21 protein-coding genes and 1 riboswitch are annotated in these 24,636 nt (G+C 67.8%); of the genes, 9 read left to right on the forward strand and 12 right to left on the reverse strand.

Going from position 1 to position 24,636, the window contains the following annotated elements; genetic code table 11:
• The first annotated feature begins 12 nt into the window (after window positions 1-12).
• The 3 genes from K368_RS0104550 to K368_RS0104560 all read left to right on the forward strand — a co-directional run bounded on the left by K368_RS0104550 (window position 13) and on the right by K368_RS0104560 (window position 2,613).
• Window positions 13-570, forward strand: a complete 558-nt coding sequence (locus K368_RS0104550; protein ID WP_027171348.1) for a DUF4337 domain-containing protein — start codon at window positions 13-15, stop codon at window positions 568-570.
• 70 nt (window positions 571-640) lie between these two features.
• Complete coding sequence (locus K368_RS0104555) at window positions 641-1,147, forward strand: phosphate-starvation-inducible PsiE family protein (RefSeq protein WP_027171349.1); 507 nt, start codon at window positions 641-643, stop codon at window positions 1,145-1,147.
• A gap of 119 nt (window positions 1,148-1,266) precedes the next feature.
• Entirely contained in the window at window positions 1,267-2,613 is a 1,347-nt protein-coding gene (locus K368_RS0104560) for an L-serine ammonia-lyase (protein ID WP_027171350.1), read from the forward strand.
• 108 nt (window positions 2,614-2,721) lie between these two features.
• On the opposite strand, the gene K368_RS0104565 is transcribed toward K368_RS0104560, so the two are convergent.
• The gene (locus K368_RS0104565; protein ID WP_027171351.1) at window positions 2,722-3,174 is read right to left on the reverse strand and encodes a BLUF domain-containing protein; all 453 of its coding nucleotides are present in this window, start codon (window positions 3,172-3,174) and stop codon (window positions 2,722-2,724) included.
• A 403-nt stretch (window positions 3,175-3,577) separates the two neighbouring features.
• Window positions 3,578-5,908 (reverse strand): Tex family protein, encoded by a 2,331-nt coding sequence (locus K368_RS0104570; RefSeq protein ID WP_027171352.1) that lies wholly within the window; start codon window positions 5,906-5,908, stop codon window positions 3,578-3,580.
• A gap of 233 nt (window positions 5,909-6,141) precedes the next feature.
• On the opposite strand from K368_RS0104570, the gene K368_RS0104575 reads away from it, so the two are divergent.
• Window positions 6,142-7,254: a hypothetical protein gene (locus tag K368_RS0104575; RefSeq protein WP_027171353.1), complete on the forward strand. Its 1,113-nt coding sequence runs from the start codon at window positions 6,142-6,144 to the stop codon at window positions 7,252-7,254.
• Between the two features lie 52 nt (window positions 7,255-7,306).
• Here the strand turns inward: K368_RS0104575 and K368_RS0104580 are convergent, their stop codons facing one another.
• On the reverse strand, window positions 7,307-7,957 hold the full coding sequence (locus K368_RS0104580; RefSeq protein WP_245259501.1) for a class I SAM-dependent methyltransferase: 651 nt from the start codon (window positions 7,955-7,957) through the stop codon (window positions 7,307-7,309).
• A gap of 251 nt (window positions 7,958-8,208) precedes the next feature.
• Here K368_RS0104580 and K368_RS0104585 point away from each other — a divergent pair, with 251 nt between their 5' ends.
• Window positions 8,209-8,772, forward strand: coding sequence for a DUF1993 domain-containing protein (locus K368_RS0104585; protein ID WP_027171355.1), 564 nt, complete (start codon window positions 8,209-8,211; stop codon window positions 8,770-8,772).
• Between the two features lie 358 nt (window positions 8,773-9,130).
• On the opposite strand, the gene K368_RS0104590 is transcribed toward K368_RS0104585, so the two are convergent.
• The 5 genes from K368_RS0104590 to K368_RS0104610 form a co-directional block, all read right to left on the reverse strand.
• Complete coding sequence (locus tag K368_RS0104590) at window positions 9,131-9,487, reverse strand: hypothetical protein (protein ID WP_027171356.1); 357 nt, start codon at window positions 9,485-9,487, stop codon at window positions 9,131-9,133.
• 180 nt (window positions 9,488-9,667) lie between these two features.
• On the reverse strand, window positions 9,668-9,946 hold the full coding sequence (locus K368_RS0104595; RefSeq protein ID WP_027171357.1) for a hypothetical protein: 279 nt from the start codon (window positions 9,944-9,946) through the stop codon (window positions 9,668-9,670).
• A gap of 338 nt (window positions 9,947-10,284) precedes the next feature.
• Window positions 10,285-12,387, reverse strand: coding sequence for a TonB-dependent receptor (locus K368_RS0104600; RefSeq protein ID WP_051440002.1), 2,103 nt, complete (start codon window positions 12,385-12,387; stop codon window positions 10,285-10,287).
• Between the two features lie 162 nt (window positions 12,388-12,549).
• Window positions 12,550-12,752: riboswitch (cobalamin riboswitch) on the reverse strand.
• 83 nt (window positions 12,753-12,835) lie between these two features.
• On the reverse strand, window positions 12,836-13,939 hold the full coding sequence (locus K368_RS0104605; protein ID WP_027171359.1) for a catalase family protein: 1,104 nt from the start codon (window positions 13,937-13,939) through the stop codon (window positions 12,836-12,838).
• A gap of 164 nt (window positions 13,940-14,103) precedes the next feature.
• The gene (locus K368_RS0104610; protein ID WP_027171360.1) at window positions 14,104-15,579 is read right to left on the reverse strand and encodes a glucan biosynthesis protein; all 1,476 of its coding nucleotides are present in this window, start codon (window positions 15,577-15,579) and stop codon (window positions 14,104-14,106) included.
• Between the two features lie 237 nt (window positions 15,580-15,816).
• On the opposite strand from K368_RS0104610, the gene mdoH reads away from it, so the two are divergent.
• Complete coding sequence (mdoH, locus tag K368_RS0104615) at window positions 15,817-17,754, forward strand: glucans biosynthesis glucosyltransferase MdoH (protein ID WP_027171361.1); 1,938 nt, start codon at window positions 15,817-15,819, stop codon at window positions 17,752-17,754.
• Between the two features lie 746 nt (window positions 17,755-18,500).
• Here mdoH and K368_RS0104620 read toward each other — a convergent pair.
• Together K368_RS0104620 and K368_RS0104625 are read right to left on the reverse strand one after the other, a co-directional pair.
• The gene (locus tag K368_RS0104620; RefSeq protein WP_027171362.1) at window positions 18,501-18,962 is read right to left on the reverse strand and encodes a hypothetical protein; all 462 of its coding nucleotides are present in this window, start codon (window positions 18,960-18,962) and stop codon (window positions 18,501-18,503) included.
• 98 nt (window positions 18,963-19,060) lie between these two features.
• Window positions 19,061-20,209 (reverse strand): aminotransferase class V-fold PLP-dependent enzyme, encoded by a 1,149-nt coding sequence (locus K368_RS0104625; RefSeq protein WP_027171363.1) that lies wholly within the window; start codon window positions 20,207-20,209, stop codon window positions 19,061-19,063.
• A gap of 141 nt (window positions 20,210-20,350) precedes the next feature.
• Between K368_RS0104625 and K368_RS0104630 the strand changes: the two genes are divergently transcribed.
• On the forward strand, window positions 20,351-20,869 hold the full coding sequence (locus K368_RS0104630; protein WP_027171364.1) for a TspO/MBR family protein: 519 nt from the start codon (window positions 20,351-20,353) through the stop codon (window positions 20,867-20,869).
• A gap of 7 nt (window positions 20,870-20,876) precedes the next feature.
• Here K368_RS0104630 and hemA read toward each other — a convergent pair whose 3' ends face one another.
• Window positions 20,877-22,220, reverse strand: coding sequence for a 5-aminolevulinate synthase (gene hemA / locus K368_RS0104635; protein WP_027171365.1), 1,344 nt, complete (start codon window positions 22,218-22,220; stop codon window positions 20,877-20,879).
• A gap of 344 nt (window positions 22,221-22,564) precedes the next feature.
• Between hemA and K368_RS26480 the strand changes: the two genes are divergently transcribed.
• Together K368_RS26480 and murA are read left to right on the forward strand one after the other, a co-directional pair.
• On the forward strand, window positions 22,565-22,732 hold the full coding sequence (locus K368_RS26480) for a hypothetical protein (RefSeq protein WP_245259503.1): 168 nt from the start codon (window positions 22,565-22,567) through the stop codon (window positions 22,730-22,732).
• A 138-nt stretch (window positions 22,733-22,870) separates the two neighbouring features.
• On the forward strand, window positions 22,871-24,160 hold the full coding sequence (murA, locus tag K368_RS0104645) for a UDP-N-acetylglucosamine 1-carboxyvinyltransferase (RefSeq protein WP_027171367.1): 1,290 nt from the start codon (window positions 22,871-22,873) through the stop codon (window positions 24,158-24,160).
• A gap of 45 nt (window positions 24,161-24,205) precedes the next feature.
• Here murA and K368_RS0104650 read toward each other — a convergent pair whose 3' ends face one another.
• Window positions 24,206-24,586 (reverse strand): hypothetical protein, encoded by a 381-nt coding sequence (locus K368_RS0104650; protein ID WP_027171368.1) that lies wholly within the window; start codon window positions 24,584-24,586, stop codon window positions 24,206-24,208.
• Between the last annotated feature and the right edge of the window lie 50 nt (window positions 24,587-24,636).

Below are 24,636 nucleotides of genomic sequence, written 5' to 3' on the forward strand. Positions count from 1 at the left end.
GGAGCAGCCGGCATGTCGGGTCATGGAGCCATCGAGGGCTCGAACAAGAAGGTCGCGCTGCTGATCTCGGTGCTGGCGCTGTTCCTGGCGCTGGCCGAGACCCTGGCCAAGGGTGCGCAGACGGAAGCGCTCAGCGCCAACGTCGAATCCTCCAATCAATGGGCCTATTACCAGGCCCGCACCATCCGCGGCACCATCCTCAAGACCGCCGACGAGACCCTCGCCCTGATCCCGCCGGAGACGGCCAACGCACCGGCCATCGCGGCCAAGCGCGCCGAATGGGCCAAGACCATGGCCCGCTGGGAATCGGACCCCGCCACCGGCGACGGGCGCAAGGAGCTGCAGGAGAAGGCGCGGTCCTCGCAGGAGCACCGCGACCTCGCGCTCCATCGCTACCACCATTACGAGTTCGGCTCGGCCGCCTTCCAGATCGGCATCGTGCTCGCCTCGGCCCAGGTCATCACCGGCATCGCCGCGCTGACGCTGGCCGGCGGGTTCCTGGGCCTCGCCGGCCTCGTGATGCTGGGCTTCGGCCTCTACGCGCCGCATTTTCTGCCGTTCTTCCACTGACGCGCGAATCCCGGCACCGAGCCTGGACTCTCGCCTCCTTCGCCACAGTTGAAGGAAAGGGAGGCGAGACATGGCGCAAGACAGCGAGCAGGAAGGGCGGCTGACCCGGATCTCGGCCTTCGTCTTTCTGCATACCGAACACGCGGTCTATGCCGCCCTCGGCCTGCTTCTCGCCGGGACGGCGATCCTCGCGCTCATCGACGCGACGGGCCTGCTCTTCGGGGCGATCCGCCATCTCGGGGGCTCGGGCGAACTCCTCAAGATCGTCGACAGCCTGCTGTTCCTGCTGATGCTGGTGGAGATCCTGCACACGGTGCGGGTCTCGATGCGCTCGGGCAAGCTCACCTGCGAGCCCTTCCTCATCGTCGGACTGATCGCCTCGATCCGGCGCGTCCTCGTCATCACCCTGCAATCCTCCGAGGTGATGCACGCGCCGATGACGGCCGAGCGCGAGGCGCTGTTCCGCGCCTCCATGATCGAACTCGGGGTGCTGTCCGGGCTCATCCTCACCATGGTGATCTCGATCTTCCTCCTGCACCGCGCCCGCGACGACAACGAGGTGGCCGGCAAGGAATGATCCCGCCGTCCTGGAACTGGCTTCGCACTTGCGAAGACGAGGCCCGATCTTCAGATCAGGCCGATGAGACGAGCGGTCGCGACGCCGCGCGATGTTGCGGATGAGACGGACCGGGACCGATGATCAGCGCCTTCGACCTGTTCAAGATCGGGATCGGCCCGTCGAGCTCGCATACGGTGGGGCCGATGGTGGCGGCCCTCGCGTTCCGCGAGCGGACGCGGCGCCGTCCCGGTCTCGCCCGGATCCGCGCCGAGATCTTCGGCTCCCTCGCCTGGACCGGACGCGGGCACGGGACCGACGTCGCCATCCTCCTCGGCCTCCTCGGCCATAGCCCCTCCGCCATCGACCCCGACCGGGTCGACGAGTACGTGGCCGAGGCGAAGCGGACGGGCCGGCTCGGCCTCGGCGGACCGGCCTTCGCCCTCGAGACCGATCTCGTCTTCAACTTCGCCGAAGTGCTGCCGGTGCACACCAACGGCATGCGCTTCCGCGCCCTCGACGGGCAGGGCACGGTCCTCGACACGGTCACCTGCTATTCCATCGGCGGCGGTTTCGTCGTCGGCGAGGAGGAGGTCCGCGCGGGCGAGGCGGTGGAGTTTCCGCTCCCCTATGCCAGCGCCGCCGATCTCCTGGCCACGTGCCTGCGCACCGGCTTCTCCATCGCCCAGGTCCAGCGCGCCAACGAGGGTGCGAGCCGCAGCCGCGAGGCCATCGACGAGGGGCTGGACGCCATCCGCGACGCGATGTTCGCCTGCATCGACAGGGGGCTTCGCCAGACCGGCGAATTGCCCGGCGGCCTCAAGGTGCGGCGGCGGGCCAAGAAGCTGTTCGAGGATCTGGAGGCGAACCGCCACCTCAACGCCCGGCCGGCCCACGAGATCATGGACTGGATCAGCCTGTTCGCCCTCGCGGTGAACGAGGAGAACGCCGCCGGCGGCCGGGTGGTGACCGCCCCCACCAACGGCGCCGCCGGCATCGTCCCCGCCGTGCTGCGCTATGCCCGCGACTTCTGCCCAGGCTGGTCGGACGAGCGCGGCCGCGAATTCCTGCTGGTGGCGGCCGCCATCGGCGGCCTCATCAAGAGCCGCGCCTCGATTTCCGGCGCCGAGGTCGGCTGCCAGGGGGAGGTCGGCTCGGCGGCCGCCATGGCGGCGGCCGGCCTCGCCGCGCTGCTGGGCGGCTCCACCCTCCAGATCGAGAATGCCGCCGAGATCGCCATGGAGCACCATCTCGGCATGACCTGCGACCCGATCGGCGGCCTCGTCCAGATCCCCTGCATCGAGCGCAACGCCTTCGGCGCCAACAAGGCGGTGGTGGCCGCCTCCCTGGCGCTGCGCGGCGACGGCATCCACCGGGTCAGCCTCGACGAGGTCATCGAGACCATGCGCCAGACCGGCCACGACATGCAGGCGAAGTACAAGGAGACCTCGCTCGGCGGCCTCGCGGTGAACGTGGCGGCGTGCTGAGCCGCCGATCCCGTCTCAGCCGTCACGGCCGGTTCTGCAGATTATCCAGACGGTGACGAGCGGAACCCATGGCCGTAGGTGCACTCTGCGAACCCTCAGCTGCCGGGGCTAGCTGGCGAGACGCTGCGCCTGACGCTTGGCCGCATCGAAGGCCTGAAGATCGAGGGCGAGATTGATGACGTGAGCGCTCTTCAGGCGTGTCGGCTCGATCGCGCTTCCGATACCGTGCTGCAGGTAGACTTCTTCCACCTCTGGCGTTCGCATCGCGCCGCCCATGGTCCAGTTGGGGAAGGCGCGTCCCTGAACATTGCGCGCATCCATGATGGTTGCAGTGGCGTGGCGCGGGTCGCGTGCAATACGAGTATAGGTGGCACTCACCTGGGCTTGGTCACCCTCTAAAATCTGAATGAACCACGTCTTGTCGAAAATGAGGAAGCCGGTGATCCCGTCCCTGCTATTATTACGCTGAGAAGCGGAAACGATATCCCGCAAATTCGTAAGCATTGCGCGGTCATTACCCTGCACGATGTTACGGCTATAATAGACGAGCTGGTGAACCATCGTAGATTTTCACTTCTGTTAAAAAGCGGATCGTAAGAAAATGATCGTCTCTTACGCTCGTGCAGCCCACCAACGCCGCAAGAACCAAATCGCCCTTGACCCCATTGTCTTGTTTGATCGCTAAGTTAATCAAATCTCAAGACGTAACGATAAGCTGCTTCTGGACTCCTCTTCACCGCTCGGGCCAGCGACAGCCGGAGGTCTTTACGCGACGTGCCGGATGCCGGGGATGAGCCGTCGGTCGTCCTTCCACGACGGTCCCAGCTAAGCTTTCAAGAACGGCGCGATGACCGCTCACCGTCCAGCCGAGAGCCCGATCACGGGATTCAGAGCCGATGCCTGGATCCGGATCGCGCCCAAAATACCCGAAATCGTCTCCTGGGAGAGGAGACGCACGCCTCCGTCAACGGCGTCCGCGGTCCTTGCCCTCCGCCGCCCGGCGCAGGGCCTCGGCGAACGCGCCGTCCGGAGCCGGGCCGCGTGGCGCCGGAGCCGGCGCGGGTCTCTGCTGGGGCCGTGAGGAGGAGCGCTCCTCCTGTCGCCCCGGTCGCGCCGCGCCCGCTTCCTCCGAGCGCATGCTGAGCGCGATGCGCTTGCGGTTGGCATCCACCTCGACGACGCGCACCTGCACCACGTCGCCGGGCTTCACCACCTCGCGCGGGTCCTTCACGAACCGGTCGGCCAGGACCGAGATGTGGACGAGACCGTCCTGGTGGACGCCGATATCGACGAAGGCGCCGAAGGCGGCGACGTTGGTCACGACGCCTTCGAGGCGCATGCCGGGGCGGAGGTCCGAGATCTTTTCCACCCCGTCCTGGAAGGTCGCGGTCCTGAAGGCAGGGCGCGGGTCGCGGCCGGGCTTTTCCAGCTCCGCCAGGATGTCGGTGACCGTGGGCAGGCCGAAGGTCTCGTCGGTGAAGCGCTTCGGGTCGAGGCTCTTCAGGACGGGGCCGTTGCCGATGACGGCCTGGATGGGCTGCCCGGCGGCGGCGAGGATGCGGCGCACCACCGGATAGGCTTCCGGATGCACGCCGGACGCGTCGAGGGGATCGTCGCCGTCGCGGATGCGCAGGAAGCCGGCGGCGAGCTCGTAGGCCTTGGGGCCGAGGCCGGCGACCTTCTTGAGGCCGGCGCGGGTGCGGAACGGGCCCTTCTCGTCCCGCGTCGTCACGATATTGGCCGCCACCCGCTCGGACAGGCCGGAGACGCGGGCGAGCAGGGGCGCGGAGGCGATGTTCACGTCGACGCCGACGCCGTTCACGCAATCCTCCACCACAGCGTCGAGGGCCTTGGAGAGCTGACCCTCGGCGAGGTCGTGCTGGTACTGGCCGACGCCGATGGCCTTCGGCTCGATCTTCACCAGTTCGGCGAGGGGGTCCTGCAGGCGCCGCGCGATGGAGACCGCCCCGCGCAGGGTCACGTCGAGGCCCGGCAATTCGGCGCTGGCATAGGCGGAGGCCGAGTAGACCGAGGCGCCGGCCTCCGACACCATCACCTTGGTGAGGCTCAGCTCCGGTTGCTTGGCGATGAGTTCGGCGGCGAGCTTGTCGGTCTCCCGCGAGGCCGTGCCGTTGCCGATGGCGACGAGTTCGACCTTGTGGGCGCGGCAGAGCCTGGCCAGGGCGACGAGGGCGCCGTTCCAGTCGCGGCGCGGCTCGTGCGGGTAGATCACCTCGGTGGCCGCGACCTTGCCGGTGGCATCCACCACCGCGACCTTCACCCCGGTGCGGAAACCGGGATCGAGGCCGAGAGTCGGCCGGGCTCCGGCGGGGGCGGCGAGCAGCAGGTCGCGCAGGTTGCCGGCAAAGACGCCCACGGCCCCGGTCTCGGCCACCTGCCGCAGGCGCGCGCGCAGGTCGGTGTCGAGGGCGGGTTTCAGCTTGGTGCGCCAGGTCCGGCGCACGGTCTCCATCAGGAAGCGGTCCCCCGGACGGCCGTGATCGCCGATGCGGAAGGCGCGGGCGATGCGCAGTTCCTGCCAGGAGGGCACGCCCTTCTCGGCCACGTCGCCGGGGGCATCGGTGATGTCGAGGTCGAGGATTTCCTCCTTCTCGCCCCGGTACAGGGCCAGGATGCGGTGCGAGGGCAGGCGCGTGAGCGGTTCGGAGAAATCGAAATAATCGGCGAACTTCTCGCCGGCCGCCTCCTTGCCCTTCCTGACGGTGGAGGTCATCCGGCCACGCTGCCAGACCGTGTCGCGCAAGGTTCCCACCAGTTCCGGGTCTTCGCCGAACCGCTCGATCAGGATGGTGCGCGCGCCCTCCAGGGCGGCCTCGACATCGGCGACGCCTTTGCCCGCATCGACGAAGGCGCCGGCAGCCTGTTCCGGTACGCGTTCGGGATGGGCGAGCAAGGTCTCCGCCAGGGGGCCGAGCCCGGCCTCGCGGGCGGCCTGCGCCTTGGTGCGGCGCTTCACCTTGAACGGAAGGTAGAGGTCTTCGAGCCGCGCCTTGGTATCGGCGCCGAGGATGCGGGCCTTGAGGCCAGGGTCGAGCTTACCCTGCCCGTCGATACTCTCGAGGATGGCGGCGCGGCGCGCCTCAAGGTCGCGCAGATAGGCGAGGCGCTCTTCGAGGTCTCGGAGCTGGGAATCGTCGAGGCCGCCGGTGACCTCCTTGCGGTAGCGCGCGATGAACGGCACCGTCGATCCGCCATCGAGGAGTTCGACGGCCGCACTCACCTGCCGCTCGGCGACCTTGAGCTCCGCCGCGATGGTTGCAGTGATGGCGGCCATGGAATCCTCGCGCGCGTGAAGGGGTCGCGGTGTCTACAGGCCGGGCCGGAGAGCGGTCAAACCGCATCCGGCCGCCCCGCCGGGCTCCCGGGCCGACGTGTTCGTGACAAAGCCCCCCATGTCGATACCGATTGTCGCGAAAGAGGACGTCGATCGCGCTTGCCCGCAATGGACAAGGGGTTCGTCGCAGCGGAGACTTGTCGAAAGAACAAACGGGTCAGGGAGAGAATCGCATGAGGCTCAGGCTTGCTCTGGCCGCGCTCGTCGTCGCCTTCGCGGGGGCGGCCTCGGCGGAACCTCCGACATTCCAGGTCGATCCGGCCTGGCCCAAACCCCTGCCGAACAACTGGATCATGGGCCAGGCCTCCGGCGTCGCCGTGGATGCCGAGGACCGGATCTGGGTGGTGCAGAGGCCCCGCTCGCTGACCGACGACGAGAAGGCGGCGAGCCTCGACCCGCCGCGCACCAAATGCTGCCACCCCGCTCCGCCCGTGCTGGTCTTCGACCAGGCGGGCACCCTCGTCCGGTCATGGGGCGGGCCGGGCGAAGGCTATGACTGGCCGCAGAACGAGCACGGCATCCATATCGACCACAAGGGCTTCGTCTGGCTCGCCGGCAATGGCGAACAGGATGGCTTGATCCTGAAATTCACGCCGGAGGGCAAATTCGTCCTGCAGATCGGCAAACAGGGTCCGCAGACCAACAGCCTCGACACCACCCGCCTCGGCCGCCCCGCCGCCATGCAGGTGGACCCGGAGACCAACGAACTCTTCGTCGCCGACGGCTACTTCAACCACCGGGTCATCGTGTTCGACGCCGGGACCGGGGCGTTCAAGCGGATGTGGGGCGCCTACGGAAAGCCGCCCACCGACGAAGCGCTGCCGGCCTACGACCCGGCCGCCGCACCGGCGCAGCAGTTCCGCAACCCGGTCCATTGCGTCCAGATCGCCCGCGACGGGCTGGTCTATGTCTGCGATCGGGCCAACGACCGGGTCCAGGTGTTCCACCGCGACGGCAGCTTCGTGAAGGAGTTCTTCGTGGAGAAGAACACCCGCGCCAACGGCTCCGTCTGGGAACTGGCCCTCTGGCCCGACCCCGACCAGACCTACCTCCTCAATGCGGACGGCGCCAACAACGAGGTCCGCACCCTGAAGCGCGACACCGGCGAAGTGCTCGGCGCCTTCGGCCGCAACGGCCGCATGGCCGGCGACTTCCACTGGGTCCACAACCTCGCCGTGGACAGCAAGGGGAACGTGTTCACGACGGAGGTGGACACCGGCAAGCGCGCGCAGAAGTTCTTGTTCAAGGGGGAGATGGTGGTGCGGAAGCGGGCCGTGGGGCCTTGACGCCGAATCCGAGATAAAGGCGGGGGCGAGCCCGCCTCTTCTGGGTGAGCCCCTAGCAATCAGCATCCGGCACCTTCCGAGCCAGCCAGATCGTTGCTCCGCCGCAGGTCGGATCGTTTTCGACATGCTTGAGCACCTTAAAGCCGTTGGCTTGCAGCAGATGGCGATACTCGGCCGCATCGAGACTGGCATGATACAGCGGTCGCCCCTCGAAAACGCCCGTAACTTCACCCTGTGCGGGACCGGAGGTGAAAAGCAGGGCCGCGCCAGGATGGCCGAGGCGGCCGAAGGTTTCGAACATCGGACGCTGGTCGTCGGGTTTCAGGTGGAAGACGCTGTGCCAAGCGACGAGCCCATGGAATCGCGGCAGCGGCGGCAAGGCGCGCATGTCGGCCGTGAGCCATGTCTGATGAGGAAAGTGCTCTCTCGCGATGTCGATCAATGCCGTGGCACCGTCCACCCCGGTGAGACGACAGTCATTCTCGATCAGATAGCCCGCGATCGGCTGGCCAGCACCACAGCCGATATCCAGAACGTCACCTCCGTTCCTCGGCATAGCCGTGAGGAACGCATCCAGCCATGATCGCTCGAGACGGTCGTTTCCGCGCCGTTTGATCCAGGCGGTGGCGTGCTCCTGATAGAGCTCCAGCACCGAGTCGGCAGCGCTCCGAATCTCCGGCGCCTCACCCATTGCACCCATCATCGGTCTCATCCTCCCCCGGAACCGTCCCTCCATGGTCAGGTGCAAGGACATCGCCAGCCGGAGCAGTGTTCTCACGACGGAGGCGGACACGGGAAGACGCGCAGAAGCTCTTCTTATGGGAGAGTTGGTGGTGCGCAAGCGGGCTGTGGGGCCGTAGAGATCGGCATGCGAAGAAGTGGGCCTCGACTCAGGGTGTTCGCTCTCACGGAAGTAGGGTAGGCCTGACAGTAGCCGTCGCCGCGAGACTGACTATGTCGCTGACTAACCTTCTGGTACCGACTTACAGGAACATGTTGCAGACGCTGGCCGGGCTGCTGGACAAGGCGGAGCAGCAGGTGGTGGATCGGGCCGATGGTCTGCTGTCGGCCCGTCTGGCACCGGACATGTACCCATTGGCGTCACAAGTGTGCTTTGCCGCCTACCAAGCTCAGGAAGCGACGTTCCGCCTTCGCAGTGAAGACATTCCTCAATCGCTTGCGGCCGTGGCGGCCGAGGGGCGCAATGCCGGCGACGTGCCCGGTTCAATCGCGGATGCACGGGCTCGTATCGCCGACGCATTGGCGCGTCTGGACAGCCTTTCGGACAATGCCCTCGATGCCGGCGCGACCCGGCAGATCGCGATCGAGCTTCCGGGCACCATCACGTTCGAGATGACCGGCGAACAATACGCTCGGGATTGGGCTCTGCCTCAGTTCTACTTCCACGTCATCACCGCCTACGCCATCTTGCGGCATCACGGTATCGCGCTCGGCAAGGCCGATTACGTGCCTCACATGTTCGCGTATCTCCGCCCCGGATCGCTGCCGTCCGCGTAGCCGAAGGGGGTCGCTCGGGGCCTCGCATGCCGGAAAGCGGCACCGTCGATCCGAGCCCGGCGAGGTCCATGGAGTCCACAATCTCGACGTGGACAGCCGGGGCAACGTCTTCACCCCGGAGGTGGATACCAGCAAGCGCACGCAGAAGTTCTTGTTCCGGGTGGAAGATGGTGGTGCCCAAGCGGGCAGCGCGGCATCAACCGAGAACCGGGATACGAGTTCAATCGGAACGACCGGCCGGGTCTCGGCCATGCACATCCGGCGAAGTACTCCGTCTTGGGATGGCTCGGTCCCCCCTCGCATGAGGGAGACCGGCTCGACGGAGCTCTCTCGGCTCGTCGGGCCGGAGACCGTCGCCTCACCGGGCGTCGACGAGGTTGAAGCTCGTGAGGCAGGCGTGCTTTCCGAGGGCGGCGTGCGGGATGATCGTGGCCGGCGTGGTGCCGAACGGGGCGCCGTCATCGGCATCGTCCGGATCCTTGTATTCGCCCTCGACGTACTTCGTCTCGCAATCGTTGTACTTGTTGCAGGTGGCGAGCTTGGTGCAGATGACCTTGCTGTTCTGCTGATAAATGTAATATGTCGCCCCGGAATAGGGCGGGCGCCCGAAGACCTCGGTCCTGATCGTGATGGGAGCGGCCGTATGGATGCCGGCGGCCTGTGCCTGGAACGCGACCGCCGACAGGCCGATCGCCGCGAGGATGCTGGTTTTCATGGGATTGACCTTTCGGTTCGCAGTCCGGTTTCGGATGATGTCGGATCGGGACAGCGGCGCCGTCCACGACCGCATCGGTCGCACGAAACCCGATCCGTTCAGACGACGGATGGGTTTCTGCTTTTCCGTTCCAAAGCCGGCGCCTCGATACTACGGCGAGCGATGTGAATACTGGAGAGCTCAGACGTAGTGACCGGGGATCCAGCGGGTGCGCATCGGGTTCCAATGGCCCTGAATGTAGGGTCCAGGCCGATCGGACCCGTGGCATGACGCCATCCAGACCGGGCCATGACTGCAGAGCTGACCGTAACGTCCGACCCATGCCACCTTGGTTATCAAATCACTCACCGAACTGGTATCGTTCACACTATTGATCGTATTGGTGACCGGCATTTCAGCTGCATCAGCTGCGGTGATCATTGCGGACACGATGATGGCGGCGCTCATCAACATCTTCATGACTGTGTTCCTTGTCGTCTTTGACTTGTCAATATCGGCTCCGTTGCCGGTAAGAGGGGGATATGCCTCCCAAAAACGACAGTCAACGCGATAGTTAGACCAAATGGTCAAAAACGCCGGCAATCACGCTTTGTTGATTGTACTAGGCAAGTAGAGGCAAACTTAAATGGATAATACAAAATCCCGATCCGAGGCGTAGCAGCCCTGCCCGGATCGAGGCTGATGCCATAACTCGCTGCAACGAAACGACTTATCCCGACGAAACGGTTTCCATGTCGTCGGAAGGTGTTCCCAGCACGGGCGTTACGGGCAGCGGCCCGGACGAGGCCAGCACGCATTCAAAACCGCCCCGCCACCGTCAGCCGCACGGCCATCGGCTCCACCGGATGGAGATGCGTGTCCGCCACCCCGCCGGCGGGCTCACCGCGCAGGCGCGACTCGTAAAAGTAATCGATCTGGCTCGCCTTGACGTTGAGCAGGTTGAGGATGTCGAGCTGCACGGTGACGCCGTTGTCGAAATTGTAGCCGATGCGGCCGTTCACCAGGGTGGTGGGCTTCGAGCGGACGGAATTGTCCTCGATCAGGGCGCGCGGACCGAAATAGCGAAGCCGCAGCGTGCCGAACCAGCCGAGGGACTCGCCGAGGGTAAGGCCCGCCGCCGCGATGGCGGTGGGGGCGGCGGGGATGCGGCTCCCCGCCGGATCGCGGTCGGCAAAGCGCGCATGGGTGACGGTGAGGTCGGCATCGACGGCGAGCCAGGGCGTCACCGCGTAGTGGTTGGTCCACTCGATGCCGGTGCGCCGGCTCGGGCGGCTCGGCTCGGTGGTGCCGGCATCGCCCACGAACAGATTCTCGGAGTCGAAATCGAGCTGGAACAGGGTCACGGTGGATTCGAGACCGGCGATGGAGCGGTTGCGGATTCCGACCTCCGAGCCCACCGAGCGCACCAGCAGCGGCACCCGGTCGAGGGGGAAGAGGGGATTGCCCGGATCGACCGTGATGGTCGCGCCCCGCGCGTCGTTGGAATGGAAACCCTCGCCGTAATTCACGAACAGCTCGGTCCCGATCCAGGGCCCGAGCACCATTCCGAGCTTGGGGCTGACGATGCCGTCGCGCGCGTGGCCCGAATTCAGCGGATTGTTCGATTTCACCGTGGCGTCGTAGGCGTCGGCGCGCAGGCCGACGCTGGTGCGCAGCCAGTCGGTCCAGCGCAGGCGGTTCTCGACGTAGAGGGCGGCGCTGCCCTCCTGCACGCGGTCGTCGCGCACGGTGGAGAGCGAGGTGCGCGCCCGCGTGTTGAACAGGCCCACATGGATGTCGTCGAACCGGGTCTGCACGCCGATCTCGTTCTCCATGGAGAGACCGAAGACCTCGCCCTTGAACACCCGGGCGATCTCGCCGCCGGCGACCGTGCGGCTGTCGAGCTGGCGGAACTGGTCGCCGTTGACCGGGTCGTTGAGAAAATAGGTGAAGTTGTTGAAGAGGTTGAGGTTCGAGCGGATGACGTAGGCGCTGGCGCGGGTGACGCCGCCGTCGTCGGACCGGCTCCAGCGGCCCGACAGGGAGAAGCGGCTCGCATCGCCGCCATCGCTCGGGTCGAGGGTGCCGAAGCGGCCGATCAGGCCTTCGGAGATGGCCCGCTGCGGAACCTGGTTCGTCGCCGTCCAGCGGTTGGAATAGGCCATGCCGGTGAGGGAGAACCCGTCGAGGGCCGTGCCCTGGCTGTAGCGCAGCACGCCGTTGAGCTTGCGGATGGCATCCGGCACCACCCAGGGTCCGTCATAGACCTGAGCCTCGCCGGCGGCGAGGAGCGTCCCCTCCCCGAGGGGCGCGGAGGCGATGGTGAGGGCCCGCTTGTAGCCGAAGCTGCCGAGGGAGGTCAGCGCGAGAGGGCGGGGCACCGCGTCGATCGTGTCGATCCGCACCGAGCCGGCGGAGGCGAAATCGCCGTCGCGGGCGAAGTACGGGCCTTTGTGGAACTCCACCGCGCCGACGAGCTCGGGAATGAGGAAGTTGATGTCGGCATAGCCCTGGCCGTGGCCATGGGTGCGCATGTTGGCGGGCATGCCGTCGATGGTAATGGCGATGTCGCTGCCGTGGTCGAGGTTGAAGCCGCGCAGGAAGTACTGGTTGGCTTTTCCCTCGCCGGAATGCTGGGTCACGATGAGGCCGGGCACGGCCTCCAGCACTTCGCCGGGGCGGGTGACCGGGCGGTCGTTGAGGGCCTTGCCGGTGATCACGCCGGAACTCGACGTCAGCGCGGGGGCGGACAGGGCGCCGAACGCCTCGGCCCCGCCGGCTCCGCCCGTCGCCCCACCGAGACCGGGACCGGCAGCGGCAGGGGGCGGCCGCATGTCGGCGGCCACCGAGAGTTCGTCGAGGGTCGCCTCGGCGGTGGTCGCCGCGCCGGCCTGGGCGAGGACCGGTGACGCGGATGTCATGAGCGCGAGGACGAGGAGGGGATGGAGAGCGCGTGGAGGATGGGCGGACACGGCAGGAACCTCGGGCGACGGCAGTGGCACGTCACCGCGAACGAAGCCGATGCGTTCGCGACATGCGAACGCCCCGACACCCCACCAGGACACCCCGCCCGATGCGTTTCGCGTGTGACCACGACTGACGGCAGGTCTCCTGGCTCACGGGTCACCGCCCTCTCATCGTCTTCCCAGATGCCGGAGCATCCAGTGACGTGTTGATGATGGGCTCGCCGCTTACAGTTGCGGGGGCAGCCGCGGCATCGGATGCAAGATCCTCACCGCGTTCCCTTTTGATCCCCCGGAGGGGAACCGTCGCGGCCACGCTAGGTCGGCCGCGACGGGACGGTCAATTGCGAGATGGTCCCGTCCCGATCATCGCCGCCGCCCTGTCGCATCGCGGCAACGTCCGGCTTTACTCCGGCAGCGAGTCGAGGCTCTTCGGCTCCTCGATGCGGCGGCCGTTCTTCTCGGCCCGGAAGCGCTTGCCCATCTCGTAGGCCGATTTGCGCATGCGCATGATGCCGCCCAGCGGCCGATGCGCGGCGAGGCCGTGCCACGGGCTGAACGACAGGCCGTCATCGACGTAAGCCGCCCGGGCCTCGCTCCAGCTCGCCTGCGGCCCGGCGGTGAGGGTGGCGATGGTGCGGTAGGGGCTCGCCTCCTCGGGCCAGACCACGGAGGCGTCCTCCACCGGCATGTCGTCGAGGTTCAGGCAGAGCTGCGCCCGCAATTCCCAGGTGCCGCCATGGGTGCGGAAATGCGCCAATACCGCCTCGCGGATCGCATTGGGGGCGCTGGTGTCGTCCAGCGGCGTGTCGGTGAGCGCCGTCAGATCCGGCGAGACCGGGATGAGCGCGATCTTGGCGATGTGATCGCCGAAGCGCAGCGGGACCTGGCTGTAGAAGCTGTCGCCCAGGAGATGCGTCTCCGGCTGTCCGCCAAGCGTCGCCAGGGTCGGGCTCGGCGAACCGGTGGCCACCACGACCGCGCTCTGCACGCCGCGCAACGCCGCCGATGCGACCTTTTTCAGCCCCTCGGCCCGGTCCGTGGTCTTGGCGAGGAGCTTCAGGGTCGCCAGGAACTGCTTCGGTCCGGGTGCGGAGAAGGCCGGGCCGTTGACGAGCACGAAATCCTGCGTGGCATCCCCCTCCGACCCTTCGAGACGCTCGCCCTCCACGCCGACGATCTTAATCGCCACGCCGCGCGGAGTGGAGACGCTGTCGTCGAGGATGTCACCGGGGATGGTCGAGAAGCGCATCACCACCGGATAGCGCCCCGATGTCGCGAACAGGCCCTGCGCCAGCTCGGAGGGCAGGTCGGCGGCGATCGCCAACTCCGCCTTCAGCACGCCATGCGCCTTGGCGTGGACGCTGCGGATGGCATGGCCGCCATGGGCGAGGGTCGTCTCGCTGATGGACCGCATGGTCTCGCTCAGGGACCGGCTGGTCTCGGCCTCGTCGGCCTCGGGGGTCTCGATGGCGGGCGTGTAGCGCAGGTAGGGGGTCTCGATCGCCAAGGGTGCTGCTCCGGCGGGATGGCGGACGCCGCGCCCCGAGGCGCTTCGAAGGCCCTGAGGGACCCGGGCGGCTCCGCAACCTGGTGGTGTTCCAAGTTGAGAATCCCCGACCGGTCCTCCCGTTCCGATCCCTGCGGCAACTCGCCAAGTCGTCAGATCGGCGATCAGGCAGCGTTGTCCCAGGTCTCGCTGATCGGGCGACCGCCGCGCATGAGGCGCGCCCGCAGGATGACGTCGCCGGGCGGCAGCGGCGTCGGCGGGCGCCATTCCACGTAGAGGCGCCAGCCCCCGGTCTGGGGCACCCGCTCCACCACCGGATCGACCATGGTGCCGGCACTGGCCGAGACCTCGGCCGCGATGTCCCCGTCATGGCCGGTGGGCAGGCCGGGTCCTTCGAAATCGATGACGTAGAGGCGCCGTTCCGGCCTCGGCGGCGTGGTCGGGCGCAGGCGCTCGGCCGAACCGACCCGGGTCGAGACCACCCGGGCCAGCGCGCTGAGCACGGCGGTGTCCGGCTCGGCCCCGACGGTCACGAGCGTGTAGGCGAGGTCGAGGGCGCTCCCCGCCGTGACGGGTGCGGCCGGCACGAAGGCCGCGACGATGTTGTCCATGTACTCCTCGCGGGACGGGATCTCGAAGAGCTGCACCGCCCCGGCGCCGAACCCCGCCTGGGGCGTGACCCAGAGGCCGGGCCGGGCCTCGTGCCGGGCCTGGACGTCGAGATAGGCGGCAAAGCTTCGCTCGCGCTGGAGAAGCCCGAACCCCTCTAGGGGATCGACCCGGAAGGCCGAGATCTGCGGATCGCGCCGTCCGTTGCTCAGGGGGCGCCACAGGCGGTCGTCCCCGGTAGAAACCACGAGGCCATCGGAATCGTGGACCTGCGGCCTGAAATCGTCGAAGCGCTCCGCTCCACGCGCGCCCGGTCCGTTCTGCCCGTGCAGGAACATGCTGGTCAGCGGCGCGAGGCCCAGGCGCGGGATGGCGGCGCGGGGATGCAGCGAGGCGGTGACGACCATCCGCGAGGTCTCGCCGGGTTCGACCACGAAGCGGTAGGCGCCCGCCAGGCTCGGCGAATCGAGGAGCGCCAGGATCGTCACGGCGTGGGCCTCGGCCTTCGGCTCGCAGATCCAGAACGCCGTGAAGTCCGGGAACTCCTCCGCTCCGGGACCGCCGGTCTGGATCGCGGCGCCGCGCGCCGACAGGCCGTATTCCTGGATCTTTCCGCGCAGCCGGAAATACGAGGCGCCGAGGAAGACCAGGAATTCTTCCTGATGAGCCGGCTTCGCATCGTCGAAGGCGTGATGCAGCCGGAAGCCGGCAAAGCCGAGATCGCGCGGAAAATCCTGCCCGGCGAGGTCGGAGCCGAGATCGAACAGGCTCGACTGATAGAGGATCGGCTGCGGCGGTCCGTCCGGCGGCTGGAGGAACAGGGCGACTCGCTTCTTCTGCAGGAAACCGCGATGGAACAGCTGCAACGAGAACGAACCGCCCAGGCGAGGGGCCGCGTCGGGGCGGAAGGTGATCGCCCGATAGCCGTCATAGCTGAGGCCGGCGAGGGGGGCCGGGAGATCCTCCGGAGCGGGCCGGTAGGGTGCGGCGGCGAGGCGGCGGGCCTGGGCCACGACCCCCTCGAAGGTCATCGGCCCGTCATGGGGTGGGTCGACCGTGTCGGCGGCCATCGTTCTGGCGGTATTCAGGTCGACGGCACTAGGCATTATCATGCCTGCGGTCATACCGAGCGCGGTTCGCAAGGTCTGCCGCCGCGAGAGGGGCTCGCGTCCCGAACGCTCGTCTCCGCCGTCGTCCCGTGTCATCGATGCCCTTCATGTCGTGACGGATGACGGCTCACTTCACTTCGATCGAGTGTCCATCGCCCCATGTCCATCACCCGGTTGTCGCACGACGCATCCCAAGTCGGAATCCCGGAAGCCGGAATCCCGGTCCCGGCGATTCCCGCGAGCCGGCCGAGCGAGACGCCCTCGTTCGAGGAGCCGTCGCTCCTGTGGCGGCGGCTCCTGCTGGCGGTGCCGACCCTGGTCACCGCGGCCGCGATCGCGTGGCTCGCCGTGTCCGCCTACGGACGCCCCGACGGAGCGTTGGGCTGGGCCGTGCTCGTGCTGTTCGGCCTCGTGATGGCGTGGCAATCCTTCGTCGCCTGGCAATACGTCTACGGACTCGTGGCGACCGGGTTCGGCGATGCCGCCAAATCCGCGATCGAGATCCGCTCGGCCACGGTGCCGGCCACCGCCTCGGGCCTGAGCCGCACGGCGGCCGTGGTGGCGATCCATGCCGAGGACGCGGTGGCGGTGTTCGCCGCCCTGCGCGTCATGGCCCGCTCGCTCCAGCGTGGCGGCGGCGACGGGTCCGATATCGATGTCTTCGTCCTCTCCGATACCCGCGACGGCGCCATCGCGGCGGTGGAGGAGCATGAATTCGCCCGGATCGAAGCCTGGGCGCGCCTGAACGGCCCCGGCCTGCCGCGTTTCCGCTACCGGCGGCGCCAGGACAATGCGGGCCGCAAGGCCGGCAACATCGCCGAGTTCTGCAAGTCCTACGGCTCGGAATACGATTTCATGATCGTGCTCGACGCCGACAGCCTGATGACCGGCGCCACCATGCGCCGCCTCGCCCGGCTGATGGAGGAAGCCCCCAAGGTCGGGCTGATCCAGACCGTCTCCTACGCCACCGGCCGGGACACGCTGTTCGCCCGCATCCAGCAATTCGCCGTGCGGCTCTACGCGCCGCTGTCGATCCGCTGCCTCGAGACCTGGCAGGGCGCGGACGGGAGCTATTGGGGCCACAACGCGATCCTGCGGGTCGCGGCCTTCGCCGACAATGCCGAACTGCCGCTGCTGCCCGGCAAGGCGCCGCTGGGCGGCGAGATCCTGTGCCACGACATCGTCGAGGGCGCCCTCCTGCGCCGGGCCGGATGGGAGGTCTGCCTCCTGCCCGAGATGGGCGGCACCTGGGAGGAGATGCCGACGAACCTCGTCGATCTCCTGGGGCGCGAGCGGCGCTGGTGCCAGGGCAACATGCAGCACCTGCGCGTGACCACCCTGCCGGGTCTGCGGGCCGCGAGCCGATGGCACCTCATCGTCGGGATCCTGTCCTACCTCGCCTGCCCGCTCTGGGTGCTGTTCCTCGCCGCCGCCTCGATCCAGGCCGCCGTCACCGGCGATCTCGGCCTCCTGGCCTATGGACTCACCGGGACGGGCCTCGCCGCCCATGCGCTGGCCGCCCTCGTCGTCACCGTGATGGCGCTGCCGAAGCTCCTCAGCCTCGGCCATGTCCTGGCCTCGCCGGCCCGCCGCGCCGCTTTCGGCGGCACCGCTTCGCTCCTGAAGAGCGCCGTGCTCGAACAGATCGTCTGGGTGCTGCTCTGGCCGGTCATGACGGTCTTTGCCGCCGGCGCCGTCGCCACCACCTTCCTCGGCCGCGTGGTTCGGTGGGATTCGCAGGTGCGCGACGACCGTCAGGTGCCGTGGTCCGAGGCGATCCGCCTGCAGGTGGACGCCCTGGTGGCGGGTGCCCTGCTCGCCGGCCTGCTCGTTTATGCCGGCGACCCCTGGCTCGCCCTGTGGATGGGGCCGGTGGCCCTTGCGCTCCTCACGAGCCCGGCCTTCAGCGTTCTGACCAGCCGCGCCGATCTCGGCCGCGCCTCGCAGAGGAACCGCCTGTTCCTCTCCATCGACGACACGGACCGCGCCCCCGAGCTCCTCGACCTGGCCTCGGTCCGCCGGGGCGAGGAGCGCGGCAAGCCCGCGCGCCAGGACGTCTGGACGGCCGCAGAAGCGGAGATCTCTGCGCCGCGGTGAGGTTAGAGGGGCTGGGAGCTAGGTCCAGACCCCATCGGCTTGACCGTGTGAAGGGTTCCTCAAAGTGGGAAGCGGACATTCAAGGGCTTCGTGAGCGGTCTGCGAAACGCAAAACCGTTATCGATGCGAGACCAAGCTCGGCAAGTTGGCGACGCACGTCGTCCTGCGTCCAACCTTTGTTGCAGTCGTGGGAGCCAGTCGACACTGAGGCATAATGACGGTCGCCAGACGACATGGTATTCGAGGGATTAGCAAGAAGGTCTAATGTCCATTCGTAACTGACACACGCTCTGTAACTGTCGTGCTCGGGTCGGCAGTATAGACCTTTAATGTCGCACACCTTGCGATCTTCGAAGAGGTGCAGGGGGACATCAGCGCAGATTACCTCGCCACCACTGAACCATCCGCGACCGCTCCAGCTGCAAAAGCTCGGGTCGACGGCAAAGGCAAGCACCAAAGCCTTCGATCCAGGGCGGGAAACGGACACCCGATGGGCTTCATTTTCCGATGGCGCGCGCCAGACGAGAGACGCCCAATACACGACGAGTGCCAAGCTCATCGCAAGGCCCGTCGCGAGGAGCACCCCGAGCATCGTGCGTCCGCTGCTTGGCGTTGGGGGAGTTACCTGGATCACATCAGCTCTGGTCCCGATACGGCGCGTTACAGCCAATCATGATCGTCCAGCACGGCTTCGGTCATGAATCGCACCCCGTCTGATCAAGATCATCGCATTCTGACCCTGGGAGCTAGGGCTTCTCCAGCACCTCGATCGGGTTGGTGCGCTGGCTCGGCTTCGGCTCGGCGGTGGCGGCGCCGGCATTGCCGTCCGCCTTCTCGCGCCGGGCGCCGGAACTGGTATCCGCGCCGGGTCCGGTCCCCTGGGTCGGCACCGTGCCGCTCGCCAGTTCGAGGCAGGTCACCATCTCCACGTAGGACGGGAAGCCGCCCGCCTGGAACTGCTTCTCGCACTGGGTCTTGGCGGCCGGCGAGTAGTCGCCCCAGCGGCGCTGGGCTTCCTTGCGCGCCGCCTCTTCCGAACGCAGGCAGCCCTCGACGGTGGCGTTGTCGCTGACGCTGGCTTCGGCGCGGACCGAGGATTTGCAGGTGGCCTGCACATCGAGCTTGGGCGGCCCATCGGCGGCCGGGGCCACGGTCGTGAGGGCGACGAGCGCGAGGGCGCCGGTCAGGAGGGGAACAGGGAATCGCATTGGGTCGTCCTCGCTCGCATCGCGGCGACCGCCCGGCGGCGGTCCGTCCCTCGCACAATGCGCGAAGGGCGGGATCGCGCCAAGAACCGACGAGGAAATCAGCCCAGCGCCGCGTCGAGATCCGCGAACAGGTCGTCCACATGCTCGATTCCCACGGAGAGCCGCAGCAGATCGGGGGGACACGGCGTGCCCGGCCCCTCCACCGAGGCGCGGTGCTCGATCAGGCTCTCGACGCCGCCGAGCGACGTGGCGCGCTTCCACAGGCGTACCCGCGCCGCCGTGGCGATGGCCGCCTCCTCGCCGGCCGCGACCCGGATCGACAGCATGAAGCCGAAGCCCCCCTCCATCTGGCGCGCCGCCACCGCGTGGCCGGGATCGCCCGGCAGGCCGGGATAGAGCACCGACCCCACGCGCCGATGCACCGAAAAGCGCCGGGCGAGGTCCGCCGCATTGGCGGATTGCGCGGCGACGCGCAGGGGCAGGGTCCGCAGGGAGCGCATGAGGAGATAGGCCTCGAACGGTCCGAGGATCGCTCCTCCCCCCGCCCTGATCGCGCCGATCCGCTCCCAGAACGCATCGGCGCGGGCCGAGGCGAGGACACCGGCGACCACGTCGGAATGCCCGTTCAGGATCTTGGTGGCCGAGTGCATGACGATGTCGGCCCCGAGCGTCAGGGGCCGGGTGTGGATCGGCGAGGCGGCGGTGGAATCGATGGCGAGACGCGCCCCCGCCCCGTGCGCGATCTCGGCCGCGGCGGCGATGTCGGTGATGGTCCAGAGCGGATTGCCGGGCGTCTCCACCCAGACGAGCTTCGTCGTCCCCGGCCTGATCGCGGCGCGCAGGGCGTCGAGATCGTCCATGGCGACGAAATCGAGGCCCCAGCCCCGCCGCGGCGCTTCCTGCTGAAGCCAGCGCTTCAAGGCCCAGTACATCACGAGGGGCGCGACGATGTGGTCTCCGGGCTCGAGAGCCGAGAAGACGGCGGTGGCCGCCGCCATGCCGGAGCCGAACAGCATCGCGCCGGCCGGCGCCTCCTCCAGCATGGCGATGACGGCCTCGGCCTCGCGGGTCGTGGCGTTGTCCGGCCGGGCATAGGAGAAGCCCGAACTGTAGCCGTTGTCGGGATCGCGGAGGAACGTCGTCGAGACATGGAGCGGCGCCACCACCGCCCGCGTCACCGGATCGACATGGCCCATGGCCTGCGCGGCCAGGGTGCGCTTGGTGAAGGGGGTGGTGGACTCAGTCATCGGACCATCCGTACGTTGAGGGCGTTGGGCTGTCATCGGCATGAAACCGGGGCATGAAACCAGCCTCGGCGAAACCCTCGCCGACATAAAACGCCTTTCACGCCCGCACGTTTTGAAGCCTCAGAGGAATGATCCACGCCGATGACGTCCGCCCTCGATGTTCCGGAACGGCCGGTCTTCTCCTTCTGGCCTCGCCTAGCGGTCGCCATCCTGCCCGTAGTGGCCACTTCGGTGATCGGCTCGCTCAGCACCACGCCGAATATCGAGGGCTGGTATGCCGGCCTGACGAAGCCCGGCTTCAACCCGCCGAACTGGCTGTTCCCGGTGGCCTGGACGATCCTCTACGCGATGATCGCGCTGTCGTTCTGGCGCCTGCTCGGCGCGTCTCCGGCGACGGGTCCGACGCGGCGGGCCTGGGGGCTGGCGGTCGGTGCCTTCGCCGCCCAGCTGGCACTCAACGCGGCCTGGTCGCCGGTCTTCTTCTCGGCCCATGCCCTCGGCTGGGCGGGGATCGTCGCCGCGGCGATGCTGGCGATGATCCTCTGGACCATCCGCCTGTCCTGGCGCTTCGACCGGTTCGCGGCGTGGCTGCTCGTGCCCTACGCCGCCTGGGTCACCTTCGCGACGGTGCTCACCGTGGCGATCTGGCGGTTGAACTGACCGCTCCCTACTCCGCCGCCTCGACGAACACCGTGCCGGCGCGGGGCAGGTCCAGGGTGTCCCAGGTCTCGGTGAGCGCCGCCGTCAGCTTGGCGATGCGGGCCGCGTCGTGGAACGGCGAGGGCGTGATCCGCAGGCGCTCCGTGCCGCGGGGCACGGTGGGGTAGTTGATCGGCTGGATGTAGATGCCGTGCTGTTCGAGGAGGTGGTCGGCCGCCGCCTTGCACAGCTCGGCATCGCCCACCATCACCGGCACGATATGGGTCTCGGTGGGGAGCACCGGCAGGCCCGCCTCTTCCAGCGCCACCTTGGTGAGGGCGGCCTGGCGCTGGTGCGCCGCGCGCTCCACCTGCGAGCGCTTGAGGTAGCGCACCGAAGCGCGGGCCGCCGCCGCGATGGCCGGCGGCAGGGCGGTGGTGAAGATGAAGCCCGGCGCGTGGCTGCGCACGGCGTCGCACAGGACCGTCGAGGCGGTGATGTAACCGCCGACACAGCCGAACCCCTTGGCGAGCGTCCCCTCGATCACGTCGACCCGGTGCATCACCCCGTCGCGCTCGGCGATGCCGCCGCCGCGTTCGCCGTAGAGGCCCACCGCATGGACCTCGTCGAGATAGGTCATGGCGCCGTATGTGTCGGCCAGGTCGCAGATGGCGCCGATGTCGGAGACGTCGCCGTCCATGGAATAGACGCTCTCGAAGGCGATCAGCTTCGGACGGTCGCCGGCCGCGATCAGCAGTTCTTCGAGATGGGCGAGATCGTTGTGGCGGAAGATGCGCTTCTCGCAGCCCGAATGGCGCACGCCCTCGATCATCGAATTGTGGTTGAACGCATCCGACAGGATCAGACAGTTCGGGATCAGCTTGGCGATGGTGGAGATGCCGGCCTGGTTCGAGACGTAGCCGGAGGTGAAGACGAGGCCCGCCTCCTTGCCGTGCAGGTCGGCGAGTTCGCGCTCCAGGTCCACCAGCGGCGAATTGTTGCCGGCGATGTTGCGGGTACCACCGGCGCCGACGCCGCAGCGGGCGGCGGTCTTGGTCATGGCCGAGACCACGTCCGGATGCTGGCCCATGCCGAGATAGTCGTTGGAGCACCAGACGGTGATCTCGCGGGTGCTGCCGTCCGGACGGCGCCAGTTGGCCGTGGGGAAGCGCCCGGCGATCCGCTCGATATCGGCGAACACCCGGTAGCGGCGCTCGTCGTGAAGACGGTCCACCGCCTTGCGGAAATAGCTCTCGTAATCGGTCCGGCCCTGCCCGAACGACGCGCGAGTGGACGATCCCTGACCGGAGGAATCGCGGGGCGTCGTCGTATCGCTGATCATCGTCATCGCGGGCATCCGATTCACGGGCATCCGTCCTTCACGCTATGGCCGACCGCATGGCAGCGCCGCTCTTGGCGGCTCCGGCATCCGCTCGTCTGCATTCAGCAGCAGCATCGTTACAAAGGGCTTGTTCCGAAGCACCAAACTCTCCGCTGCGGGTCTTTCCGACCGTCAAGTCCCGCTGGCGCAACGATCTCGCTTCGCATGGCGCGGAAGGAATCAGACGGTGCTGATTTCGACGCCACGGCCCCGACGATACAGGCGAACTTGGAATTGGTTCAAGTCGACTCCTGCATTCCAGCTCTGCGCCTGTTGAGACCGGGTGGCAAAGCCGGTATTTCGCCCTGGCGACGATGGGTCGCGCAGTGAACGCCATGAAGAACGACGCCACGCGCAACGAGCGGCTGAAGGCGGCCCTGCGAGACAACCTGAAGCGCCGCAAGGCCCAGACGCGGGTCCGCGGGCAGGCCGCGGCCGCGGTGGAAACCGGCGATGCCGGCGAGCGAACGGAAGCGAAGCCGGATCGCGACGAAGACGGCTGACGATCCTTTTTCGGACAAAACTCACGTATAGGCGGCTCGATAAGGCCGTGCCGCGAGCGCACCGCCACCGATTGAAGAATGAGGTCGGCGCCGCCCTCCCGTCACGGGAAAGGGCAGGACGCCGCGCGAAGGACGACGATGGACCGGATCAACATCATCGGCGGAAAGCCGCTCCACGGCGTCATCCCGATTTCGGGCGCCAAGAACGCCGCCCTGCCCCTGATGATCGCCAGCCTGATGACGGGGGAATCCCTCGAACTCATCAACGTGCCGCGCCTCGCCGACATCCACGCCCTGCTGCGCATCCTCGGCAATCACGGCGTCGACCACATGGTGGTGGGCAAGCGTCCGGGTGATACGACGGAGACCGGCCAGACCATCCGGCTCACCGCCTCCAACGTCATCGACACCACCGCGCCCTACGAACTCGTCTCCACGATGCGGGCGAGTTTCTGGGTGATCGCGCCGCTGCTCGCGCGCTTCGGCGAGGCCCGCGTCTCAATGCCCGGCGGCTGCGCCATCGGCACCCGCCCCATCGACCTCATGCTGATGGCCCTGGAGCGCCTCGGCGCCACCGTCGAGATCGATGGCGGCTACGTGGTGGCGAAGGCGAAGAACGGCCTGCGCGGCGGCGAGATCCACTTCCCCAAGGTCACGGTGGGCGGCACCCATGTGGCGCTGATGGCGGCGTCGCTCGCCAACGGCTCCACCCTGATCGAGAACGCCGCGCGCGAGCCGGAAGTGGTCGATCTCGCCGATTGCCTCATCAAGATGGGCGCCAGGATTTCGGGAGCCGGCACCCCGCGCATCACCATCGAGGGCGTCTCGCGCCTGAACGGTGCCCGCCATACCGTCCTGCCCGACCGGATCGAGACGGGGACCTATGCCATGGCCGCCGCCATGGTGGGCGGTGACGTCACCCTGGAGAACACCCGCGCCGACCTCCTGCACAGTGCGCTGGACGTGCTGAAGACCACCGGCGCCGACATCACCTCCACGGCCGACACGATCCGCATTCGCCGCAACGGCGGTGGCATCGTGGCGGTGGACGTGACCACCGACCCGTTCCCCGGCTTCCCCACCGACCTGCAGGCGCAGTTCATGGCGCTGATGACCCTAGCCAAGGGCCAGTCCCACATTCGCGAGACCATCTTCGAGAACCGCTTCATGCACGTGCAGGAGCTCGCGCGTCTCGGCGCCAAGATCCGGCTCGAAGGCGATCTCGCCATCGTCGACGGGGTGGAGCGCCTCAAGGGCGCCCCCGTCATGGCCACGGACCTGCGCGCCTCGGTTTCCCTCGTCATCGCCGGCCTCGCCGCCGAGGGCGAGACCAGCATCAACCGGGTCTACCATCTCGACCGCGGCTTCGAGGCGCTGGAGGCCAAGCTCGGCCGCTGCGGCGCCGAGATCAGCCGGGTCCGTGCCTGACCCCGTCCGACCCGGAAGGCGGCCCGCGACTCCCGGTCGAAGGCCCTATTCCAGCACGTTGCCGCGCTTGGGGCCGAAGCCCGGGATGTCGCAGCGGCAGGGCGCCTGGATCGGGCTGGGATAAGCGGGGCAATTGCCGCGCGAGGTGACGCAGACGCTGCCCATGCGCTGGCGTCCGTATCGCGGCGGCAGGGGCCGGCGCTCGCCATCCTCGTAGGGCCGGGCATAGCCATCGTAGCGGTCGTCGCCCCGGCGCCGGTCGTCGCCATAGGGCGAACGGCCATAAGGCGACCGGTCGTAGGTCGGCCGGTTGTAGCCGTCATCAGGATAGTGCGGAACCTGGGCCTGGGCTTGCCCCAGGCCGGCCGTCATCGTCAGGGCGGTGAAGGCAGCAAAGGCGATACGACGTACAGGTCCGGCGGTCATGGCTTTGGATGTCCCGATTCACAAGTCGGGAAAGGAGTAGTGCCCTGCGC

Origin of the sequence: Methylobacterium sp. 10 (assembly GCF_000519085.1) — a bacterium.
Classification (GTDB): Bacteria; Pseudomonadota; Alphaproteobacteria; order Rhizobiales; family Beijerinckiaceae; genus Methylobacterium.

Coding starts and splice junctions, on each gene's coding strand:
- K368_RS0104550 (WP_027171348.1), top strand. CDS start 13: ATGTCGGGTCATGGAGCCATCGAGGGCTCGAACAAGAAGGTCGCGCTG.
- K368_RS0104555 (WP_027171349.1), top strand. CDS start 641: ATGGCGCAAGACAGCGAGCAGGAAGGGCGGCTGACCCGGATCTCGGCC.
- K368_RS0104560 (WP_027171350.1), top strand. CDS start 1,267: ATGATCAGCGCCTTCGACCTGTTCAAGATCGGGATCGGCCCGTCGAGC.
- K368_RS0104565 (WP_027171351.1), bottom strand. CDS start 3,174: ATGGTTCACCAGCTCGTCTATTATAGCCGTAACATCGTGCAGGGTAAT.
- K368_RS0104570 (WP_027171352.1), bottom strand. CDS start 5,908: ATGGCCGCCATCACTGCAACCATCGCGGCGGAGCTCAAGGTCGCCGAG.
- K368_RS0104575 (WP_027171353.1), top strand. CDS start 6,142: ATGAGGCTCAGGCTTGCTCTGGCCGCGCTCGTCGTCGCCTTCGCGGGG.
- K368_RS0104580 (WP_245259501.1), bottom strand. CDS start 7,957: ATGATGGGTGCAATGGGTGAGGCGCCGGAGATTCGGAGCGCTGCCGAC.
- K368_RS0104585 (WP_027171355.1), top strand. CDS start 8,209: ATGTCGCTGACTAACCTTCTGGTACCGACTTACAGGAACATGTTGCAG.
- K368_RS0104590 (WP_027171356.1), bottom strand. CDS start 9,487: ATGAAAACCAGCATCCTCGCGGCGATCGGCCTGTCGGCGGTCGCGTTC.
- K368_RS0104595 (WP_027171357.1), bottom strand. CDS start 9,946: ATGAAGATGTTGATGAGCGCCGCCATCATCGTGTCCGCAATGATCACC.
- K368_RS0104600 (WP_051440002.1), bottom strand. CDS start 12,387: ATGACATCCGCGTCACCGGTCCTCGCCCAGGCCGGCGCGGCGACCACC.
- K368_RS0104610 (WP_027171360.1), bottom strand. CDS start 15,579: ATGACCTTCGAGGGGGTCGTGGCCCAGGCCCGCCGCCTCGCCGCCGCA.
- mdoH (WP_027171361.1), top strand. CDS start 15,817: ATGTCCATCACCCGGTTGTCGCACGACGCATCCCAAGTCGGAATCCCG.
- K368_RS0104620 (WP_027171362.1), bottom strand. CDS start 18,962: ATGCGATTCCCTGTTCCCCTCCTGACCGGCGCCCTCGCGCTCGTCGCC.
- K368_RS0104625 (WP_027171363.1), bottom strand. CDS start 20,209: ATGACTGAGTCCACCACCCCCTTCACCAAGCGCACCCTGGCCGCGCAG.
- K368_RS0104630 (WP_027171364.1), top strand. CDS start 20,351: ATGACGTCCGCCCTCGATGTTCCGGAACGGCCGGTCTTCTCCTTCTGG.
- hemA (WP_027171365.1), bottom strand. CDS start 22,220: ATGCCCGTGAATCGGATGCCCGCGATGACGATGATCAGCGATACGACG.
- K368_RS26480 (WP_245259503.1), top strand. CDS start 22,565: ATGAAGAACGACGCCACGCGCAACGAGCGGCTGAAGGCGGCCCTGCGA.
- murA (WP_027171367.1), top strand. CDS start 22,871: ATGGACCGGATCAACATCATCGGCGGAAAGCCGCTCCACGGCGTCATC.
- K368_RS0104650 (WP_027171368.1), bottom strand. CDS start 24,586: ATGACCGCCGGACCTGTACGTCGTATCGCCTTTGCTGCCTTCACCGCC.